The organism is Flavivirga rizhaonensis (assembly GCF_004791695.1).
Classification (GTDB): domain Bacteria; phylum Bacteroidota; class Bacteroidia; order Flavobacteriales; family Flavobacteriaceae; genus Flavivirga; species Flavivirga rizhaonensis.
This window is the reverse complement of sequence record NZ_SRSO01000014.1, coordinates 1-22,574: the sequence shown is the minus strand read 5'-3', so window position 1 is coordinate 22,574 and position 22,574 is coordinate 1. Positions and strand designations below refer to the sequence as shown.

General features: G+C 33.3%; 12 protein-coding genes. 5 read left to right on the top strand and 7 right to left on the bottom strand.

Annotation, left to right across the window (positions count from 1 at the left end; genetic code table 11):
* Positions 1–2: 2 nt before the first annotated feature.
* From ileS to panC, 7 genes are all read right to left on the bottom strand, one after another.
* The gene (gene ileS / locus EM932_RS11245) at positions 3–3,836 is read right to left on the bottom strand and encodes an isoleucine--tRNA ligase (protein ID WP_135877290.1); all 3,834 of its coding nucleotides are present in this window, start codon (positions 3,834–3,836) and stop codon (positions 3–5) included.
* Positions 3,837–4,028: 192 nt separating this feature from the next.
* A complete protein-coding gene (locus EM932_RS11240; RefSeq protein WP_135877289.1) occupies positions 4,029–7,940 on the bottom strand; it encodes a LamG domain-containing protein in 3,912 nt (1,303 codons plus the stop codon).
* Between the two features lie 357 nt (positions 7,941–8,297).
* Positions 8,298–9,656, bottom strand: coding sequence for a DNA repair protein RadA (gene radA, locus EM932_RS11235; protein ID WP_135877288.1), 1,359 nt, complete (start codon positions 9,654–9,656; stop codon positions 8,298–8,300).
* 62 nt (positions 9,657–9,718) lie between these two features.
* Positions 9,719–10,867: an alpha/beta hydrolase gene (locus tag EM932_RS11230; RefSeq protein WP_135877287.1), complete on the bottom strand. Its 1,149-nt coding sequence runs from the start codon at positions 10,865–10,867 to the stop codon at positions 9,719–9,721.
* Between the two features lie 77 nt (positions 10,868–10,944).
* Positions 10,945–11,904: a lysylphosphatidylglycerol synthase transmembrane domain-containing protein gene (locus EM932_RS11225; RefSeq protein WP_135877286.1), complete on the bottom strand. Its 960-nt coding sequence runs from the start codon at positions 11,902–11,904 to the stop codon at positions 10,945–10,947.
* Between the two features lie 5 nt (positions 11,905–11,909).
* Positions 11,910–12,260 carry an aspartate 1-decarboxylase gene (panD, locus tag EM932_RS11220; RefSeq protein WP_135877285.1) on the bottom strand — a complete coding sequence of 117 codons (351 nt, stop codon included), beginning with the start codon at positions 12,258–12,260 and terminating at the stop codon, positions 11,910–11,912.
* A gap of 13 nt (positions 12,261–12,273) precedes the next feature.
* The gene (panC, locus tag EM932_RS11215) at positions 12,274–13,125 is read right to left on the bottom strand and encodes a pantoate--beta-alanine ligase (protein WP_135877284.1); all 852 of its coding nucleotides are present in this window, start codon (positions 13,123–13,125) and stop codon (positions 12,274–12,276) included.
* 203 nt (positions 13,126–13,328) lie between these two features.
* Between panC and EM932_RS11210 the strand changes: the two genes are divergently transcribed.
* From EM932_RS11210 to EM932_RS11190, 5 genes are all read left to right on the top strand, one after another.
* Positions 13,329–14,138, top strand: coding sequence for a glycogen/starch synthase (locus tag EM932_RS11210; RefSeq protein ID WP_135877283.1), 810 nt, complete (start codon positions 13,329–13,331; stop codon positions 14,136–14,138).
* Positions 14,139–14,163: 25 nt separating this feature from the next.
* Entirely contained in the window at positions 14,164–15,861 is a 1,698-nt protein-coding gene (locus tag EM932_RS11205; protein ID WP_135877282.1) for a DUF4270 domain-containing protein, read from the top strand.
* A 143-nt stretch (positions 15,862–16,004) separates the two neighbouring features.
* Entirely contained in the window at positions 16,005–17,852 is a 1,848-nt protein-coding gene (glmS, locus tag EM932_RS11200; RefSeq protein ID WP_135877281.1) for a glutamine--fructose-6-phosphate transaminase (isomerizing), read from the top strand.
* Positions 17,853–18,069: 217 nt separating this feature from the next.
* Positions 18,070–20,910, top strand: coding sequence for a TonB-dependent receptor (locus EM932_RS11195; protein ID WP_135877280.1), 2,841 nt, complete (start codon positions 18,070–18,072; stop codon positions 20,908–20,910).
* A gap of 11 nt (positions 20,911–20,921) precedes the next feature.
* Complete coding sequence (locus tag EM932_RS11190; protein ID WP_135877279.1) at positions 20,922–22,418, top strand: SGNH/GDSL hydrolase family protein; 1,497 nt, start codon at positions 20,922–20,924, stop codon at positions 22,416–22,418.
* Positions 22,419–22,574: the final 156 nt, after the last annotated feature.

Genomic DNA, 22,574 nt, shown 5'->3' with positions numbered 1-22,574 from the left:
TTTTAATGCTTTTGTATAAACAATTTGGTATTTACATCATCAAAAACAATTTCTATACCATTATCTAATTTATCAATTATTTCAAGTTCATTAGTTAACGTTTCCGTTTTAATATAGGCCATATTTGCATTAACTGCATTTATAACATGATTATCTTTTTGAAGCCTTACATCAATTCTATCTGTTACTTCAAACCCCGAATCTTTACGTAAATTTTGTATACGATTAATAAGTTCCCTCGCAATACCTTCTTTTCGCAAATCATCCGATATCGTAACATCTAAAGCTACTGTCAACGAACCTTCGTTTGCAACCAACCAACCTTCAATGTCTTGAGATGTAATCTCTACATCTTCAAGCTCTAAAGTAATATTTTTTCCATTAATTTCAACATCTAAAACACCATTTTGTTCAATTTTTTTAATATCATCAGAATTAAATGCTTTTATCGTATTGGCAATCAGTTTCATTTCCTTACCAAAACGAGGTCCAAGTGCTTTAAAATTGGGCTTTATTTGCTTTACTAAAATATCTGAAGCCTCTTCTAAAAGTTCAACACTTTTAACATTTACTTCATGTTTTATTAGCTCAGAAACAGCTAATATTTCTTCTTTTTGTTGATCATTATCAACTGGAATCATTATTTTTTGAAGTGGTTGACGCACTTTAATCTTTTCCTTTGCTCTTAACGACAAAACTAATGATGATATTGTTTGAGCGCTTTCCATTTTTCTCTCTAAGCTTTTATCAACGAAAGCCTCATTATAAACTGGAAAGTTTGCTAAATGTACACTCTCAAATGCTTCTTTTTGGGTAACCGAATTTAAATCTAAATACAATTTATCCATAAAAAATGGTGCAATTGGAGCTCCTAACTTAGCAATGGTTATCATACAGGTATAAAGCGTTTGGTATGCCGAAATTTTGTCTTGTTCATAATCCCCTTTCCAAAAACGCCTTCTACTTAAACGAACAAACCAGTTACTCACATAATCTTGTGTAAAATCTGAGATAGCACGTGCCGCTTTTGTAGGCTCATAATCGGCATAAAAAACGTCTACTTTCTTTATTAGTGTATGTAGTTCAGACAAAATCCAACGATCAATCTCTGGACGTTCTTCTAAAGGTATATCTGCTTCCGAATAACTAAAATTATCTAAGTTAGTATATAAAGTAAAGAATGAATACGTATTGTAAAGCGTTCCGAAGAACTTACGCTTTACTTCTTCAACGCCTTCTATATCAAATTTTAAATTATCCCAGGGGTTTGCATTACTAATCATATACCAACGTGTAGCATCAGCTCCATAATTTCCTAGGGTTTCAAAAGGATCGACCGCATTCCCTAAACGTTTTGACATTTTCTGTCCGTTTTTATCTAATACCAATCCATTAGACACTACATTTTTGTAAGCTACGGAATCAAAAACCATCGTTCCAATAGCATGTAACGTATAGAACCAACCTCGTGTTTGATCGACACCTTCGGCTATAAAGTCGGCTGGAAAAGCCCATCCTAAATCCTTCTCTAAGGGAAGGACTTTTAGTTTATTACTTATTTTGTTTAAGGTAGAATCGATATCTCCTATTACTTCTTCATTTGTAAAACGAATGACGTGATACCCTAAATCTTCTAAAATTTCCGTTCTTAATTTATCCGCTTCAATAACTTCTGGTTTATTATGATAATCTCCATCAACTTCAATTACTAACCGTTGAGATAAACAAACGAAATCAACTATAAATTCATCTATAATATGTTCTCGCCTAAACTTATAATTATCAAGCTTTTTTCCTTTTAAAGATTCCCAAAGTATGGTTTCTGCTTGAGTTGGATTTTTCTTTCTTTCTTCCTTTAATGTTTTAAGCAATCTATATGAAGATTTCCTAGCAGTTTGATATCCAGGAGTTTTAGAAAGTCCTCCTTTGGAGGATTTAGGTGGCAATTCAAACGGATAATGCCACTGTGCATAAGGCATCGAACCAGAATCAAACCATACATCTATTAAATCGCTTTCGCGGAACATTTTTTGACCTGATGGTGAAACTAGTACAATGGCATCAACAATATTTTTATGTAAATCTATTTTAGCATAGTTTTCTTCGGAATTATTTCCAACTTCAAAATCTTCAAAAATATCTTTAGCTAAAACACCCGCTGAAACAGCTTTACTCATTTCATATTTTAGTTCTTCAACAGATCCAATACAAATTTCTTCCTTCCCATCTTCGGTTCTCCATATTGGTAATGGAATCCCCCAATAGCGTGAACGTGACAAGTTCCAATCGTTTGCATTAGCCAACCAATTACCAAAACGTCCTTCACCAGTACTCTTTGGCTTCCAGTTAATAGAGTTGTTAAGTTCATGCATGCGATCTTTAATATCGGTCACTTTAATAAACCAGGAGTCTAATGGATAGTAAAGAATCGGTTTATCTGTTCTCCAGCAATTGGGGTAACTGTGCTTATATTTTTCTACCTTAAAGGCTTTATTTTCTTCTTTTAATTTAATAGCAATCTCTACATCAACAGAACGCTCTGGCGCTTCTCCATCATTATAATATTCGTTCTTTACATACTTTCCAGCATATTCTCCCATTTCTGGTCTAAAACGTCCTTGTAAATCTACAAGTGGTACCAAATTCCCATGTTCATCTTTTACCAACATAGGAGGTACTTCTGGTTTTGCCTGTTTTGCAACCAAGGCATCATCGGCTCCAAAAGTAGGCGCTGTGTGTACAATTCCAGTACCATCTTCAGTCGTTACGAAATCTCCAGAAATGATTCTAAACGCATTTTCCGGGTTTTCATTTGGTAAAGCATATGGTAATAATTGCTCGTAAGTAACTTCAACTAAGTCTTTACCTACAAATTCTTTAACGATATAAAACGGGATTTTTCCTGCCTTCCCAGCAGGCAAGTTATCACCTGGTTTATAGTTTAATAATTCTGATTTGTCTTCAACTTGATTGAATTTTCCAGAAAACTGATAGTTAACTAATTTCTTAGCTAAAACAACATTGATAGGTTCAAACGTATATTGATTATAAGTTTTAACTAATACATAATCAATTTTTGGTCCAACAGTTAGTGCTGTATTACTTGGTAACGTCCATGGTGTTGTTGTCCAAGCCATGAAATATATATCACCTTCATTTTGTAAAAAGTCTGGTAATGAATCTGGATTTGCTTTAAACTGAGCTACGACTGTTGTATCAGTTACATCTTGATACGTTCCCGGTTGGTTTAATTCATGTGAGCTTAAACCTGTACCTGCCTTTGGTGAATATGGTTGTATAGTATATCCTTTGTAAAGCAAGGTTTTGTTATAAATTTGCTTTAACAGCCACCAAACACTTTCCATGTATTTAGGATCATAGGTAATATAAGGATCATCCATATCTACCCAGTAGCCCATTTTTTGTGTTAGGTCATTCCATACATCTGTATAACGCATCACTGCTTTACGGCAAGCTGCATTATAATCTTCTACCGAAATGGTTTTTCCTATGTCTTCCTTAGTAATACCTAATTCTTTTTCAACACCCAATTCAATTGGCAACCCATGAGTATCCCAACCTGCTTTACGCTTTACTTGGTATCCCTTCATCGTTTTATAACGTGGAAAAATATCTTTAATAGCACGTGCTAAAACGTGATGTACTCCTGGCAGTCCATTTGCAGATGGAGGTCCTTCATAAAACACATAGGGTTCCTTACCTTCTCGGGTAGAAACACTTTTTTCAAAAATGTTGTTTTCTTGCCAATATTGTAGTATCTCATTTGCTACATTTGGTAAGTCAAGTCCTTTATATTCAGGAAATTTAGCGCTCATTTACTCTTTATTCTAATAAGGATGCGAATTTAAGGAATTTTGAGAAAAATAGCGGATTAAATTAAAGAGAAATCATTAATTATATAAAGTATTAACACCTTTAACTAAAAAAGCTAATACGCCAACTATTTTCAAACAAAAAGAGCCAAAATATTTGTTTTGGCTCTTTTCCACTTTTACGAAAAAACTAAACTAATTAAAAACGATCTTTTTGGTGAGCACTTCATTCGTTTCTGTTCTTAAACACACGATATAAGCACCTGCCGATATATTATTAAACTTAAATCCATTTTCTAAACTTTCTGTTGGTACATTTTCAACTTCTAAAACGATTTGACCTCTCATACTAATCAAAGCCATTTTTTTAACTCCACTAGTTAATTTTTTAGCAAATAGGGTATTCGTTTTATTATGATAATAAACATAATTCTCTGTAAATGTAACTTCTTCTGCACTCAAGGTTTTTGCTTCATTTTGGAAAACGATCTCAAACCTATTATTAAACTTCCCTTGTTCTGAGCTAAAACTATACACTTCCTTTGTTGTTAACTCAAAATAATCTCCTGTTAAATTATCCCTTAAATAAACCTCTTGATCGTCATCTAAATTTTCTATTTCTGTTATTCTTATTTCAAATGAATTATCACCCGATGATTTAAAATTTAACGGTACTACTTTATCAGGAGTAATGGCGCTATATGCTTGCATATTCATATTCTTGCCTTCAAAACTTAAATTAAAATCATTATTGGTAGATTCATCACATTCTGTATCGTATCCATAATCGAATCCATCTGTAGTCGTTTCACTAAAGCCTAAAAGCAACTCTCTTCTTGTTTCTGGTCCTGATGTTGAATTAAACTCTAGTCGAATTTTTTGCATCACATTACTATTATTGTCTGCTTCACTATTTTTTGCTGTGCTACTATCTTTTTTGGATTTTGTATTCGATTTAAGAAATGAAGATCCATTATTATAAGTTCCATCTGCATCGGATTCTTTTATAAATACCCGCTGACTGTTATTAAACTCTACAGTGCCATCTGCAACAATTTCTGTAATGAATCCCTGACCTACTGGAAGGTATCTTGATGGTGTTATGGTACCATCCTGCGACCCATTGTGAGCTCCTTCTATTCCAACAAACTGATAAGCCCTTACAGATCCCAGTTTATTTACCTGGGCGTAACCTCCTTTGTACTCATTTAGGATGTGTGAATCTCCACTCCATTGTTGCCATAATTGTAATGTACCATCTATTACACCTGCATTATCATCTATGAATTTATGAATATCTATTGCAGACGGGTACGGGTTTCCTAATAAATATTCTGTCTTTGATACGGATGTCACAGATCCTGGTCCTCCAACATCGGTTACATTTACCAATATGGTGCCATTATTCGGTTTTCCTTCAAATATATATTGTTGTTCTACACCTGCGTTACCTGTCCCTTTTTGAGTGTAGCCCACACCCACCCCTAACGGTGTACTCGGGGAAAAGGCAGCCCAATCCCAATAGGTTAATCCATTTTTAAAGGTATATAACCAGTAGGTACTAATTTTTCCAACTTCGTCGTAGGCTGTTGTAAAAGAAAAATTAACGCCTGACTCATCTTTTAACATATTTAAATTGAAAGGTGTATTATTAGTATTATTGGTTGACCCATTGTTATCTGTTAAATTTGTAACGCCTGTTATTCCTACTGGTGATGACCAATAGTTATACCTGTAAGCATTTGAGGTTCCTTCTTGGCGCCTTAAAATTTTACCAGTTGCAGAAGTTACCAAATCACTATTCTCGGTTTGTATTAATTGACAATCATCCTCTAAATCTAAGGTTCCGTTCAATTCTAAATACCATGAGTTTTCAACAAGATTCTCACTGTGAACCGTAAAAGTATTACCAGCATCAATTATTAAACCTGCTGTTTTAATTGAGTGACATGCTGATACATTACTTGCTATTTTTATAATACTCCAATCTTTATTATTAGCTGTATTTTCAATATCCCAAACATCACCATGCTGCCATGTTGACTGTGTTGTCCAATCACCATTATTTGAGGTAACATAAGGCATTGGAGCTGTTTGATCTTGAATGGTTGTAATATAGTTTATATATAATTCTTTATCATAACCTGAATAATCTGAGGTCGTCCCTTTTTTGATATTTGTCATGGGATAATAGGCTATCAAATTTGCCCAGGAAACGATATTACTTGTTGATGTATCTTCAATATCTTTTCCAACAATGGTTCCTATGGTATTTCCAGAATTATTTTCAATTTCCTGATACACCATCTTTTTTAATTGTTCTGGTGTCAATACAATATCAAATACTCTTACCTCATCAATATCTCCTTTAAAATATTCTTTATTAGTAACATCACTTGAAAACCTACCAACTTCAAAGTTTCCGTTAGAGTCTTCTGTATTCTCAATAGCAGCTCCTGTACTTCCAACATTTGTGGAACTTAATAATGTTCCATCAACAAATAGTTGCATCAATCCTGTAGAACTAGTATAAGTAGCGGCTAAATGATGCCATTCATCAAAATTAATAGCACTACAACTTATAGTCTCTTGTGAGTTTCCAGACGTTTTAGTAGTAAATGATGGCGTATTTCCATTTTGCAACCATAGTTTACAACCTGTATCTTCTCCTACAATAGTCATATTAGTAGTATTCCCAGAATCAGATTTTATCCAGGCCATTATTGTTACATTATCTAACCCATCTATAAATGATGTTCTGGATAAATAATCATCTATTCCATCAAAATCTATGGAAGCAATTGATGGTGGGTTAATATCAAATAAATCTCTATAATCTAAATCTCCACCTAAAGTGGCATCGCTATCAACATCGCCAAAAGAAGTTGTAAGATCTGCAATATCTCCAATGGTTACTTCATCATTAACATCCAGAAAACCAGTTACCGAATCAAAACTATCATCTAGTCCATCACTATCAATATCGATACCGTTAAGTGTATTTGCCTGACCATTTTCTTGAATATCAGGCGTTCCATCATTATCTGTATCACTATCTAAGTAATCTTTTAATCCATCACCGTCTGTATCTTCCAATTGATTTAAATCGGTACCTCCCATAGCAGACTCATAAACATCATCTAAACCATTATTATTAGCATCTGTAATACTGTTACTTGCATTGCTTGGTGGGATATAACCAATCGTAGGTTGTGCTTCCACATTATCTGGGATACCGTCATTATCACTATCAATATCTACAGTATCTAAAAGAAGATCATCATCAAAATCACACTTAGAACTTACTCCAAAATTCGTTAGTCTAACACCTGTATCGGTATGCGTTCCTGTTGCACCATATAATAAATCAATATGGGAAAACATATCAAACTCCATATATAAGTAAAAGTCTGGATCGTCACCATGCGTACCTCCATCATCTGGTTCATAAGTCCAATCTGTATTTGGGGCAACAATTGTAGGGTCTAACCTGTACAACGTATAATTCGCAGGGTCTGGATTATTAACAAATCCTGCTTGCTCCAAATTAGTTGTAGCGCTTAAAGATGCTGTTACTGTTGATGTTACCGTTGAGGGATTAAATCCTGCTATTTCTGTAAAATCTCTATAATATCTGGTATCAATATCTCGCGACTCTAAAATAATATCGTACAGAACTGCTGGGATACCAATAGGATTTCCCGGTGTTGCACTTCCTGCCTCAACCAAATCAAAAGAATACGTTACATAATCATCACTACTGGAATCAAAAGTACTTACCCTTAGCTCATTATTACAATCTACGGTATATGAACCATTAATGGTAATGATCGTAAGAACAATATCATAATATTGATTTTGAAAGTACAATGCATTAGAGTACACTACTTTTTCACCAGCTTTTACATCACTTAAATCTGTAGCTGTTAGTAATGACGCATTGTTAAATTGAATAGATGCAGAACATTCATAAGTATCAATAATGCCATCATTATCATCATCTATATCAACTGAATCATCTATACCATCTCCATCAGTATCTTGTGCAAAAGAATAATTATACACAAAAAAAACCATAAACAGGCTAAAAAGTAGTTTTGTCTTCATAATTAATAGATTTGGGTAAATCGAAATTATCTTATATTCAAATAGTTATGTATTTTTTTCGTTAAAAATTAAAAAATTTCTATCAAATACAATAATATCGATGAAATACATACTATTTATATGTCGCTATTAAAATATTATACAGCTATTTGTAATAAAATCAAAATCACTATTGAGGGAAAAGTATTTCAATTAACAACATCACTGATTAGAAATCATTAATTTTATTGTTAGTATTAAATACTGTACAATATTAATTCAAAAAATCGACAAAAACTAATAAAAATCGGACAAAACACATAAAATATACGATAAAGTGTACATTTTAAGCTTTAGGAGTGATAAAATGCTGAAAAACTATATAAGAATATCAACCAAATCTTCAATTTTAGAGATGAGTTGAATTTTAATTACGGTATTTTTCAGGGAAATTTTATTGTATTTTGATACAAAAATAGAGGAGAACCCTAATTTTTCAGCTTCTAAAATACGTTGTTCAATACGTTGTACGGGGCGAATTTCTCCAGATAAACCAACCTCGGCAGCAAAACAAAAACCCTTTTGCAATGCTGTATCTTCGTTAGAGGATAGTATGGAAGCAACGACCGCTAAGTCAATAGCAGGATCATCGACAGTAATACCTCCAGTGATATTTAAAAACACATCTTTTGCTCCTAATCGAAATCCAGCACGCTTTTCCAAAACAGCCAATAACATATTAAGACGTTTGGCATTAAAACCAGTTGCACTACGCTGCGGCGTTCCATAAACTGCTGTACTTACTAAAGCTTGCACCTCTATCATTAGCGGACGCATGCCTTCTAGAGTAGCTGCTATAGCGTTTCCAGATAGTTCCTCATCTTTTTTAGAAATTAAAATCTCTGATGGATTAGTAACTTCTCGAAGTCCAGAACCTTGCATTTCATATATACCCAATTCATTAGTAGAACCAAAACGATTTTTATGGGCTCTTAAGATTCTAAATACGTGGTTACGGTCTCCTTCAAACTGTAACACAGTATCCACCATGTGTTCCAAAATTTTAGGTCCAGCTATATGTCCATCTTTAGTAATATGACCAATCAATAAAACTGGCGTTGCCGTTTCCTTTGCAAACTTTATAAGCTCTGTGGTACATTCCTTTATCTGCGAAATACTTCCCGAAGATGATTCTATATAGTCGCTATGTAGTGTTTGAATAGAATCAATAACAACTATATCTGGTTCTAAAGCTTCAATTTGTTTGAATATGTTCTGTGTCTTTGTTTCTGTTAGTATATAACAGTTGTTGTTATTTGGGTTAACACGCTCTGCTCTCATTTTTATTTGTTTCTGACTTTCTTCTCCAGAAACATATAAGGTTTTATAAGGCAATTTTAATGAAATTTGAAGCAATAATGTACTCTTACCAATTCCAGGCTCTCCTCCAAGTAAAGTTAGAGACCCTGGCACTATGCCACCTCCCAGCACGCGATTAAACTCACCATCATAGGTGTCAAGTCGTGGCTCTTTAGAAACGTCTATATCTTTAATTCGTAAAGGAACGGATGCTTTTTTTATTGTAGTGGTTGGGGTTTTCCAATCGTTTTTTTCTGGCTTTTGAATAACTTCTTCAACAATGGTATTCCATTCTTTGCAAGCATTGCACTGCCCTTGCCATTTTGCATATTGAGTACCACAGTTTTGACAAAAAAAAGTTGTTTTCACCTTTGCCATTATATTAGTTGAATTTTAAACGTATGCATGAAAAAATGAATTACTTGAGGTCTATTTTAGTATTAATAACCGAAATCCTCTTTAATTAAATCTATTTTTTCGATCAATAAGTCTTTTGAAATGCCTGCAATCTCTTTTAAAGTATAGGCTGTTTGATAGGTACGCATCGCTTTTTTTGGTTCTCCCATTTCTTCATAAAAACGAGCTAAATAATAGCCTCCTAAGAGCGTGTCTGGATATTCATCCCTAGCCATTTTACCTAGTGCTTCATAATACTCAAACTGTTCTGTTTTTTCAATAGCCGCCGAAATAGCTTTAAAATCATTAATTAGAATTTTCTTTTCTATCCCTAATACGTCATTAATAGTTTGATATTTTTCAACCAAATATTCTACAGGAGATGTTTCTAATTCAAGTATGGTCTCTTTATATTCCTTTTTACTAATAGGCTGAAACACTTTAAAAATATTTTCAATAGCATTTGGCAATGCATGTAAAGGTGCTGAGTAATGAGAGGGGTTTTCAAAACTATTAAAACTATAAAATAAATTGTCATTTTCTATAGCAGAAAGATCTTTATTCAAGGCTTCTGTCATTTCCTTTATAGAACCAGGATCATTTTTAGTATTTGCCAAATAATAGAATATTTTAGACTCTAGTTTACTTAAACGTTCTGGAAGATAATCTATCATATTGGGAGCCAATTCTGGACTAACTGCTATATAACCTTGGAATAACGGTTTAGGTTTTAGTAAATAATAATTGATAAAGTTGGCTGTTTCTCCATGCCCAACAGCAACTTTAAAATTAGTTGTTCTATATTTTTTTTCTATATATGGGATAAGCTCCAACCCTATAAACTCATAGAAAGCAGCTCCTGTATCAATTGGTAATGAGTTTTGCTCGGAATACATACAATCGTCAAATCGTTTATCAACCTGGTTAATTCCAACAACAATAGATTCTGGCATATCTTCCCAGTAGGAATAATAATCTACGTTACCAGCAACAGCTTCAAACATATAATCACCATCAAGTACTATAAATAACGGATACGTTTTATCTGTATTAGTTTTATAACCTCTAGGTAACTGAATTTTTAATTGGCGATCTTCTCCAAGTTTAGAAGATTGAATGGTTTCGTATTTAACTTGTGCTCTTAGGTTTAAAGAAACAAAAAGTAATAAAAAGAAAACAGCTGCTTTTTTCATTTTAAAATGATTTGAGTTTTTAATATTGGCAAGGTAATAAATAAGGTATAACAATTCAAACAGACTGCAATTGAAATCTATTTAGACTTAATTCTATTGTAAATAGGTAAATAAATTAGTGAGATACCTCCAAAAACAATAATCATAAGTGTTTGAGATGCCCACATAATCCAACCAAAAGCAATACTTGGTTCTTCGGGAATTCCGAAAATGGAAAAGGCTGCATAAATAGCCAAAGGATATGAGCCGATACCTCCATTTGTTGCTGCAATACTAAAACTTGCAGAAATAAAACCTATTAAAATAGCGCCCATAGAAATACCATGTAGCTCTTCTATAGAAAAAGATGTTACATAAAACATAAGTACATACATTCCCCATATAAAAAGCGTATGAAAAATAAAGGCCCATTTCTTTTTCATTTTAAAGATACTAAGTGCTCCCTCTATTAATCCATTAACAAACCCTCTAACTTTTAAAGCTATTTTAGAGTGACTTCTTTTTATATATCTTGAAAAGAAAAAAAGTAGTAAAACCCCTATAATTAGTGCAATTATAATTTTTGTTGGATTGAATTTTTCAATTAAAAACCCATATATAAACTCAAATTGGAGGAAAAGTGTAATAGCAATTATACCTAGCATAACAATCATATCTGCTATACGTTCGGCAACAATAGTTCCAAAACCTTTTTCAAAAGGTACATCTTCGTAATTTGCAAGTATAGAAGCTCTGGCAACTTCTCCTGCTCTTGGGATGGTATAGTTTATTAAATAGGTAGCAAATACTGCCATAATACTATTACCTAATCTAATATTATAACCCATTGGTTCCAACTGAAAACGCCAACGATAAGCACGAGATAAATGACTTAAAAGCCCTAAAAACATACCTAGAATAATCCATGTATAATTTGCGTTTTTGGCATAAACTAGTAATTCTTCAACAGACACTTTAGATAATGAATACCAGACTAAAAAAACTCCCAATAATAATGGGAGCGTAATTTTTAGTATTCTTTTTATCTTATGGTTCAAAACTTCTATTTTAATAGGTTAGTTGCTTCATCAGGAAAGACTAAAGACGGCTTAAAACCCTTAGCCGCTTCAATATCCATAAAGGCATAGGTAATTAAAATTAATGTATCGCCAACCGAAACTTTTCTAGCGGCCGCACCGTTAAGAGTAATCTCACCACTTTTACGTGGTCCTGGAATACAATAAGTTTCTAAACGTTCGCCATTGTCATTATTAACAATTTGAACTTTTTCGCCTTGTATAATGTTGGCAGCTTCCATTAGATCTTCATCTATAGTGATACTGCCTATATAATTGAGTTCTGCACCTGTGCATTTAACTCTATGAATCTTAGATTTTACTACTTGAATTTGCATGTGGCAAAGATAATTAATTTAGTGCGATATTATCAATAAGTCTAATATCATCTGCATATACTGCTATAAATGCTCTATAAGATTTTTTGTTTGATTTTCGCTTTACTGGTTTTAAAGTTTCAATATCTGCAATAATAAAATATTCTAATTCTAATAAATTATGCTCTGAAAACTGATTTTCAACCCATTCCAATACTTTATTAGCACTATTTGTGCCAAAACGTTTTTTGGCAGTTGTTAAAGTTTTATAAATAAAAGGAGCTGCTTTTTTATACTCTGGTTTTAATCGGGTATTACGAGAACTCATCGCTAGACCACTTGCTTCACGATGAATTTTACATCCAACTACATTAACTGGAATATGAAATTTATCTACCAGTTTTTTTATAATCTGTAGTTGTTGAAAATCTTTCTCACCAAAGTATGCATTATGAGGCTTTACTATATTAAAAAAACGTTTTACAATAGTGCCAACGCCATCAAAATGCTCATTGCGAAATTTACCTTCCATTTCAAGCTCTAAGCCACCAAAATCAAATCTTTGAGGCGCTATTTTTCCTTCGTAAATATCGTCAACTGTAGGTGCATAAACTATGATATTATCTTTACTAACAGTTTTTAGCAAATTCATATCACTTTTAAGCGTTCTGGGGTATTTTTCTAAATCTTCTTTATTATCAAATTGCGTGGGGTTAACAAAAATACTAACAACCACTTTATCATTATTATCCAGTGCTTTTTTAACCAATTGTAAATGGCCTTCATGTAAAGCACCCATAGTAGGAACTAATCCAATGGTTAGCTGTTTTGTTTTAAAAGCATCAACAGCCGCCGTAATTTGTTGTTTTTCTGAGTAAAATTCCACCTTTTAATAAAAAATTAACGCTTGCAAACTTAAGATTTTACAACCAATTTGCATAAAATTTTGTACTTTTGCGTGTTTTTTATTTTGAATTTTCAAAAGCAATGCTATCAAAAAAATAAGCTTTACAAGATTTCTCTTTAAAAAAAGGCCATTAATTGCTAGTTATATTCGACTGTAAAAAGTCAACAAAAACAATCAATCATATGAAAGATAAGAGGATATTATATGTATCATCTGAAGTAGTTCCTTATTTACCAGAAACCGAAATCTCTTCTATGTCCTTTGAGGCACCTAGATTAGTAAATCAACAAGGAGGTCAAATAAGGATATTCATGCCTCGATACGGAAATATAAATGAACGCAGACACCAATTACATGAAGTTATAAGACTATCTGGTATCAACTTGGTGATAAATGATTTAGACATGCCTCTTATTATTAAAGTAGCGTCTATTCCTAAAGAGCGTATCCAGGTTTACTTTATCGATAATGATGAATACTTTAAAAGAAAAGCGACATTAACAGACGAAGATGGTAAACTGTTTTCAGATAACGACGAACGTGCTATTTTCTTTGCTAAAGGTGTTATTGAAACCGTTAAGAAATTAAATTGGTCTCCAGATGTTATTCATGTACATGGTTGGTTGGCATCATTATTGCCTTTATACTTGAAAGAATATTATAAAGATGAGCCTTTATTTAACGAAAGTAAAATTGTTACTTCGATTTATAATCAAAGTTTTAACAATACCTTAAATAAAGATATGCTTAATAAGATTAAATTTGACAATATTAATGAAGGTGCCGTTAGTGTACTTGAAGAACCAACATATAATAACTTAATGAAAGTTGCTGTTGATTATTCCGATGCACTAATTGAGGGATCAGAAAATATTCCCGAAGATTTAAAATCATATTTAGAAGCATCTAATAAACCTGTATTAGAATACAAAAACAAAGATGAATTTGGTGAAGCTTACACAACATTTTTAAATACCAACGTTTTAAGTTAACCTAATACATTCATTTAGCACATATATGAAAAAGACGATTAAAGCCCTTAAATTTCCCATAGTTTTTCTATTAATTGCGTTATCTTTTATTGCTTGCGATAAAGAATTTAGTGTCATAGAAAGTGGTGTTTTAGGAAAAGGAAATGCAAACTTTCTCACAGATTCGATGGAGGTTCCTATAACTGCATATAACAAAAAACTTAATACGTTACAAATTAACAATTTGAGCTCAAATTTGCTTGGCTTTTTTGACGATCCAGAATTTGGACAGACCACTGCCAGCATCGTTACTCAAGTAACCCCAACGTCATTTAATCCAACTTTTGGAGTGGACCCTGTTATAGATTCTGTTGTTTTAAGTATTCCGTATTTCAGTAAGATTATTGGCTCAAATACTGATGGTAATACATATTCTATAAAAGATTCTTTATATGGAGATGCAGATGCAGGAATAAAATTATCTATTTATCATAATAATTATTTTTTAAGAAGTTTTAATCCAAATTCAACTAACAGTCCTCAAAATTATTTCTCTAATGGTGGTAATAATGGTGTAGGCCCAACTGACAACTCTGCTTTTACAGAAAATAATACTATAAATTTTGACGACCATAAAGGAATTTTGCTGCAAAATATTACATTTAAACCTAGTGCTGAGGCTATAAAAACTAGCATTGGAGAAGGTTCAGATAAGGTTACAGTATTAAGTGTCCCTGCCCTTAGAACATTTCTTGATGATACAGAGGATACTAAGAATTTTTGGAAAACTACATTTATAGACATCGAAGGAAGACCAGAATTAAGTAATCCTAGTAATTTTTATGATTATTTTAGAGGGTTATATCTTAAAGCTGAGGCTATAGGTGGAAAAGGAAATATGATTTTATTAGATATTAATTCTACAAATGCTAATATAACCATACACTATTCAAAAGGAGAAGAGAATTCCAGAACACAAGATGTATACACCCTTAATTTTAGAGGTGGGAACAAAGTTAATACCTTTATTAACAATTACACTACAACATTCACTGACGGGAATCCCAATTTAGGGGACGAAACACTTTATTTAAAAGGTGCAGAAGGCTCCATGGCTGTTGTAGATTTATTTGGTAATGAAGATGTTGATGATGATAAGATCCCCGATGCTCTGGAAGATTTTATAGATGAATTTAGAATACCCGATCCTGATGATGAAAGTGGCTATCTAAAAGATAACACAACAGGAAACTTTGTGTTAAAGAAACTTATTAATGAGGCTCAATTAATTATTTACGAAGACCAATCATTGACTATTTCCTCTCAAGATGAAGATTATCATAAATATGACAGGATTTATGCTTATGATATTACTAATAACAGTATTATTGCTGATTATGAAGCTGATCTAACAGAGAATACTCAATCACCTTTTAGTTCTAGAATATTTCACTTAGGTCAAAGAGATACCGATAAAAAATATAAAATACGTCTTACCCAACATTTAAATAATATCTTATTAAGAGGTTCTACAAACACAAAAATAGGTCTGGTATTATCTACCAATGTTAATTACATTAATAATGCTGAAATATTAAATAGTGATGATGATGTTACTGCCATTCCGGCTGCAGCTATTTTATCGCCAAGAGGAACTATTTTACACGGAAGTGCTGGAAGTGTTGTTCCAGCAGAAAAAAGAATGAAATTACAGGTATTTTTTACAGACCCAGAAGGTAACTAAAGTACCCTTTTGTACAGAAAATTTTTACTAAGATGAATTTCATCGGATAAACTATTGTCTTTATGTAATTAATAATCACTATTTGAGATTTATTTTACATATTTGCCCGAGCTAAAAATTAAACCTAACAAAAAAAATTACTTATGTGTGGAATTGTAGGATACATAGGCCCCAGAGAAGCTTATCCAATTATAGTAGAAGGGCTTAAACGTTTAGAGTACAGAGGTTATGATAGTGCAGGTATTGCATTATTTGACGGCAATGACCTTAAAGTGTCTAAAACCAAAGGAAAAGTAGTTGATTTAGAAGAACGTGTTGAAAAAGAAATCACTAAAAACGGATCTGTAGGCATAGGGCATACACGTTGGGCGACACACGGTGTTCCTAACGATGTAAATTCACATCCTCATATTTCAAATTCTGGCGAATTGGTTATTATTCATAATGGAATTATTGAAAACTATGAATCCCTTAAAAAAGAGTTAATATCTAGAGGTTACACTTTCAAATCAGATACAGATACAGAAGTATTAATTAATTTGATTGAAGATGTAAAAAAGCAAGAGAATGTAAAACTTGGTAAAGCAGTACAGATTGCTTTAAATCAAGTAATAGGTGCATATGCTATTGCTGTTTTCGACAAAAACAAGCCAGAAGAAGTTGTTATTGCTCGCTTAGGAAGCCCTTTAGCGGTTGGTATTGGTAAAGACGAATTTTTTATTGCAAGTGATGCTTCTCCTTTTTTAGAATATACTAAAGATGCCATTTATTTAGAAGATGAAGAAATGGCCATTATTAGATTTCATAAAGGCATAAAAATTAGAAAAATTAAAGATGATTCTTTAGTCGATCCTTATATTCAAAAGCTTCAAATAAATTTAGAGCAAATTGAAAAAGGCGGTTTTGATCATTTTATGCTGAAAGAAATTCATGAACAACCTAAAGCAATTACTGATACTTATAGAGGTCGACTTCTCAGACAAGAGGCTATTGTAAAAATGGCTGGCATAGAAGATAATATGAAGAAATTCTTAAATGCCGACCGTATTATAATTGTAGCCTGTGGTACTTCATGGCATGCTGGTTTAGTAGCAGAATACATATTTGAAGACTTGGCAAGAGTGCCTGTAGAAGTGGAATACGCTTCTGAGTTTAGATACCGTAACCCTATTATCACAGAAAAAGATGTCCTTATAGCTATTTCTCAATCTGGAGAAACTGCCGATACTTTAGCTGCTATTAAATTGGCAAAATCTAAAGGTGCTTTTGTATTTGGTGTTTGTAATGTTGTTGGTTCATCTATTGCCAGAGAAACTCATGCAGGAGCCTACACACATGCTGGTCCCGAAATAGGTGTTGCATCCACAAAAGCTTTTACAACTCAAATTACGGTTTTAACCCTAATCGCTTTAAGATTAGCAAGGGCAAAAGGAACTATTAGCAGTTCGGACTTCCGTAATCATTTACTAGAATTAGAAATGATTCCTAAAAAAGTAGAAGAATCTTTAAAATCTGATGCTCATATTCAAAAAATTTCTGAAATCTATAAAGATGTTAACAATTTTCTATATTTAGGAAGAGGATATAACTTCCCTGTAGCACTAGAAGGTGCTTTAAAACTAAAAGAGATTTCTTATATTCATGCCGAAGGGTATCCTGCGGCCGAAATGAAGCATGGTCCTATTGCCTTAATTGATGAGAATATGCCTATAGTAGTCATCGCTACAAAAAAAGGACATTACGAAAAAGTAGTAAGCAATATTCAAGAAATAAAATCTCGTAAAGGGAAAATCATAGGTATTGTAACCCAAGGGGATATTCAGGTTAAAGAACTGGCAGATCATGTTATTGAAGTACCTGAAACTTTAGAATCACTTTCTCCGCTATTAACTACCATACCACTTCAATTATTATCTTATCACATTGCAGTCATGTTAGGTAAAAATGTGGATCAGCCACGAAACTTGGCAAAATCTGTAACTGTAGAATAATCATTCTTATATAATTATTATTAAATATTATCATTGTCTCTCCTGGGATAATGATAATATTTAATAAAACACTCCCATATTTTACATATAAATCAATTTTTTCAATGATTTTTTGTTAAAAAATATTATGCACGCATAATTTTTTTCTATTTTTATGCTTTAGTAATATTTAATATCTTTATATTGCTTATCAAAAACATAAACTAATTCTTACTAAATGAAGACAATTTTCTCAATTTTACTGTTGTTGTTTTGCGGTTTATCTTATTCCCAAACAACTATTTCCGGCTTTGTTGTTGATGATAATAACCAACCCATTCCTGGGGCTAATGTTATTATTGTTGGTACATCAACAGGTGTCGTAACAGATTTTGATGGTAATTTCTCTCTTACTGTTAGTCAAAACCCGCCTTTCAGCATAAAAGCAAGCAGTGTTGGTTTTGAAACCGTTACCCAAGAGGTAACGTCAAATAATCAAAAGGTAACTATTGTTCTTAAAGAAGGTACATCCTTAGACGAGGTTGTCATTTCGGCATCAAGAACGCCAGAACGGATATTTGAATCACCCGTAACCGTAGAACGTTTTGGATTGAAAGCAATAAAAAACACAGCCTCTTCAGATTTCTATGATGGTTTAGAAAATTTAAAAGGTGTTGATATTAACACAAACAGTTTAACCTTTAAATCTATTAATACTAGAGGTTTTGCAACATTCGCTAATACACGTTTTATGCAATTAGTTGATGGTATGGACAATGCAGCACCTGCCCTTAATTTTCCTCTAGGAAACTTATTAGGAATGATAGAAACAGATGTACAGAGTGTAGAACTTCTACCAGGAGCAGCCTCTGCGCTTTATGGTGCTAATGCGTTTAATGGGATACTATTTATGCGAAGTAAAAACCCTTTTGATCATCATGGCATTAGTGCTTACTATAAACAAGGTATTACTTCTCAAGAAGCAGCAGGAGATAATGATTATAAAGATTATGGTATTCGTGTTGCTCACAAATTCAGTGAAAAATTCGCTGCAAAAGTTAATTTTAGTTACTTACAAGGAACCGATTGGGTTGCAAACGATACCAGAGGAAAAGATCGTACCACTACTTTTGTAGAGAGTAGTAGCACCAGAGAGAATGACATCGATTATGATGGTGTTAATGTATATGGTGATATTGCTACCATTAATATTAAAACAGTAGCAAATAGACTTGCTGGACTAGGGCGATTAGCTAACCCTAATTTAGTTAATTTAGTACCCTCTGTTAATGTAAGTAGAACAGGTTATGACGAAGCAGATTTAACAGATTATGATGCTAAAAGTATAAAAACTGATTGGGGATTATACTATAGACCATGGGAAAATGATTTTGAAATTCAATACGTAGGTAAGATAGGTTCTGGATCAACTGTTTATCAAGGATCTAATAGATATTCTATCAAGAATTTCTTTTTACAACAGCATAAGCTGGAAATAAAAAACGATAACTTTTTCTTAAGAGGCTATATCACTGCAGATAATGCAGGTGATTCCTATGACATGGTATTTACAGGTGTAAATATAAATAGACAATGGAAAGCTGACGATGTTTGGTTTGGCGAATACACAGGAGCTTTCATTCAAGGTACATTAGCTGGGTTAAATGCGAACCAAGCGCATGCTAATGCTAGGCAAGTCGCAGATACCGGAAGATATGAACCTGGAAGCCCTGAATTTCAAAGTGCTTTTAATACGGTGATAAACGATCCTGATGTATTAACCGGTAGTAAATTTAGAGATGAATCTAAAATCTATCATTCTGATGCAAACTATAACTTCAGTCACTTAACAGACTTTGCCGAAATTCAAGTTGGTGGCTCCTACAGAAAGTATGTATTAAACTCTTTTGGCTCCATCTATACTGATAAATTAGAAGAAATTCCATACTCTGAAGTTGGTCTGTATACACAAATTCAAAAGAAATTTTTAGAAGACGAGCGCTTAAAATTAACAGCCTCTATTCGTTACGACAAATCAGAACTTTTTGATGCCTTTTTCTCGCCAAGATTATCCCTAGGTTATAACTTAGGAAAAGAGAATAACCATAACTTAAGAGCCTCTTTTCAAACAGGTTTTAGAAACCCGGATACACAAGCGCTGTATATTGGTTTTAATGTAGGAAGTATCATCTTATTAGGTAGTGCACCGGATAATCCTCAAAGAGATTTAAGAACCGTTAGTGGGGATGATATATCTACCATTGGACAAAGTATTATTGGTACTAGTTTTGATTATGATGGTACTGGAGCTTATAACAACTCTTATACAAGAACTTCGGTGGCGGCATTTGCTGATTCACAAAATCCTGCAGATTTAAAAATAGCTAATCCAGGTATTGTAAAACCAGAACAGGTTAGTTCTTATGAAGTAGGTTATCGAGGAAAATTGGATAAGGTTATAATCGATTTTAGTGCTTATTTAAATCAATATCAAGATTTCATTACCACTGTAGATGTTGTGAACCCGTATTATGGTGATGTCCAATTAAGTCAAACAACTCCCGTAAATGGAACGCCAACCCCTTTAGCCGTAATTGCATTAGCTAATAGTGATTTTCAAGCGTATAGAGCTTACACAAATACAACAGCAGATGTTAATTCTTATGGTGCTGCACTGGGTGTAACAACTAAAATATTTGGAGACTATGATTTAGGCATGAATTATACGTATGCTAAATTAGATTTTGACCGTGATGCCAATCCAGATTTCCAAACAAACTTTAACACACCAGAGCACAAAGTAAAAGCGTCTTTTGGTAATACTAATTTATTTAAAAACTTCGGTTTTAATGTAGCTTGGAGATGGAGTGATGATTATGTTTGGGAAGCGTCTTTTGCTACAGCAGAAGTTCCTGCCTACCATGTTTTAGATGCACAAATAAACTTACGTGTACCATCTTTAAAATCAACATTTAAAGCAGGTGCCTCTAATCTTTTAGGCGATGAATACTTTACAGCCGTAGGAACAGGCTTAATAGGTTCACAGTTTTACCTTTCATGGACAATTAATAACTTATAAAAAAGATCATTATGAATATTAGATATATATACCTTTTTGTCCTTGCTTTAGGATTTTTTGCTTGTGACGAAGACGATAACATATTACCAGAAGAAGTCATTTTACCAGAATTAACAGCTGGGTCTGCAGATTTTTCAAATTATATAGCTGTAGGTGCTTCATTTACAGCTGGCTTTACAGATGGTGGTTTATTTAAAGCTTCACAAGAAAATTCATTTCCCAACATTTTATCAAAACAATTTGCAAAAGCAGGAGGTGGTACTTTTACACAACCTTTAATGAATGATAATACAGGAGGTATTTTAGTAGGCGGTAATGTAATAAGAGGTTACAGACTAACATTTAATAGTGACATTCCAGGGCCACAATCGTTAGATGCTTTTTTAACAGGATTAGGAGCCCCAGTTCCTCCCATTACAACGGAAGCTGGTGTAAGTATTGGTAGTGATTTTAATAATTTTGGGATCCCTGGTGCAAAAAGTTGGCATTTAGTAGCACCTGGTTATGCTGGATTAAATCCATTCTACGCACGTATAGCATCTGCTCCAACAGCGACAGTTTTAACTGATGCTATGGCACAAAACCCGACATTTTTTACTTTATCTGAAATTGGAGGTAATGATGTATTAGGTTATGCAACCTCTGGAGGAGATGGTTCTAATCTAATTACAGATAGTGCCACTTTTAATGATGCACTTAATGCGCTTATTACTGGATTAACTTCGGGAGGGGCTAAAGGTGTTGTAACTAACGTACCATTTATTACAGATTTACCACATTTTACTACAGTACCTCATAACCCTATTCCTTTAGACACAGAAACAGCAGCGTTTTTAAACAGTGCGGCGGCTTATGGTGCATATAACGCTGGTATTCAAGGAGCATTTGCTTTTCTAGTTGCAAATACACCTTTAACTCAAGAATTAGCGGATATTGAAATTGCAAAAAGAACAATAACCTTTGAAGCTTCAGAAAATAATGCTGTTGTAATTATGGATGAAAGCTTAACAGACTTAACAGGACTAAACGAAGATTTAGTAAGCATGAGACAAGCGACTGCTGAAGATTTATTTGTATTACCTGCATCGTCATTTATAGGAACAGAGGGCGTTCTCGGAGTTAATGGTGTTGCTGTTCCATTGGCAGACAAATGGGTGTTAATTCCAGAAGAACAAGAAGAAATTAAAGAAGCAACAGATGCTTATAACACAACCATAGCTGCTGTTGCAAACGCCAATGACGCTATTGCACTGGTAGATCTCAATGCTATTCTTAGTGAAACTGCTAGCACAGGTATCGATTTTGATGGTTTTAACCTCAATGCAGATTTAGTTACAGGTGGCGCGGTAGGTTTAGACGGTATTCATTTAACAGCAAGGGGATATGCTTATTTAGCAAACAAATTTTTAGAAGCTATTGATACGGCATTTGGTTCAAATTTTATTGAATCTGGAAATATTGCCAAAGCAAATGATTATCCAACAAATTACTCGCCTACACTACAATAATTTTAAACTAAAGCTTCACCCGACCCCAAGGGCGATTTCCTATAAAGTGGCAATTTCATTTCTTCCTTGAATTATTTTACAGATAAGCAGGTTGAACAAATCCTTTCCCTTATTGTTGAACTTGAAAGCGATTTCATCTAAATAGCCCTGTAAATG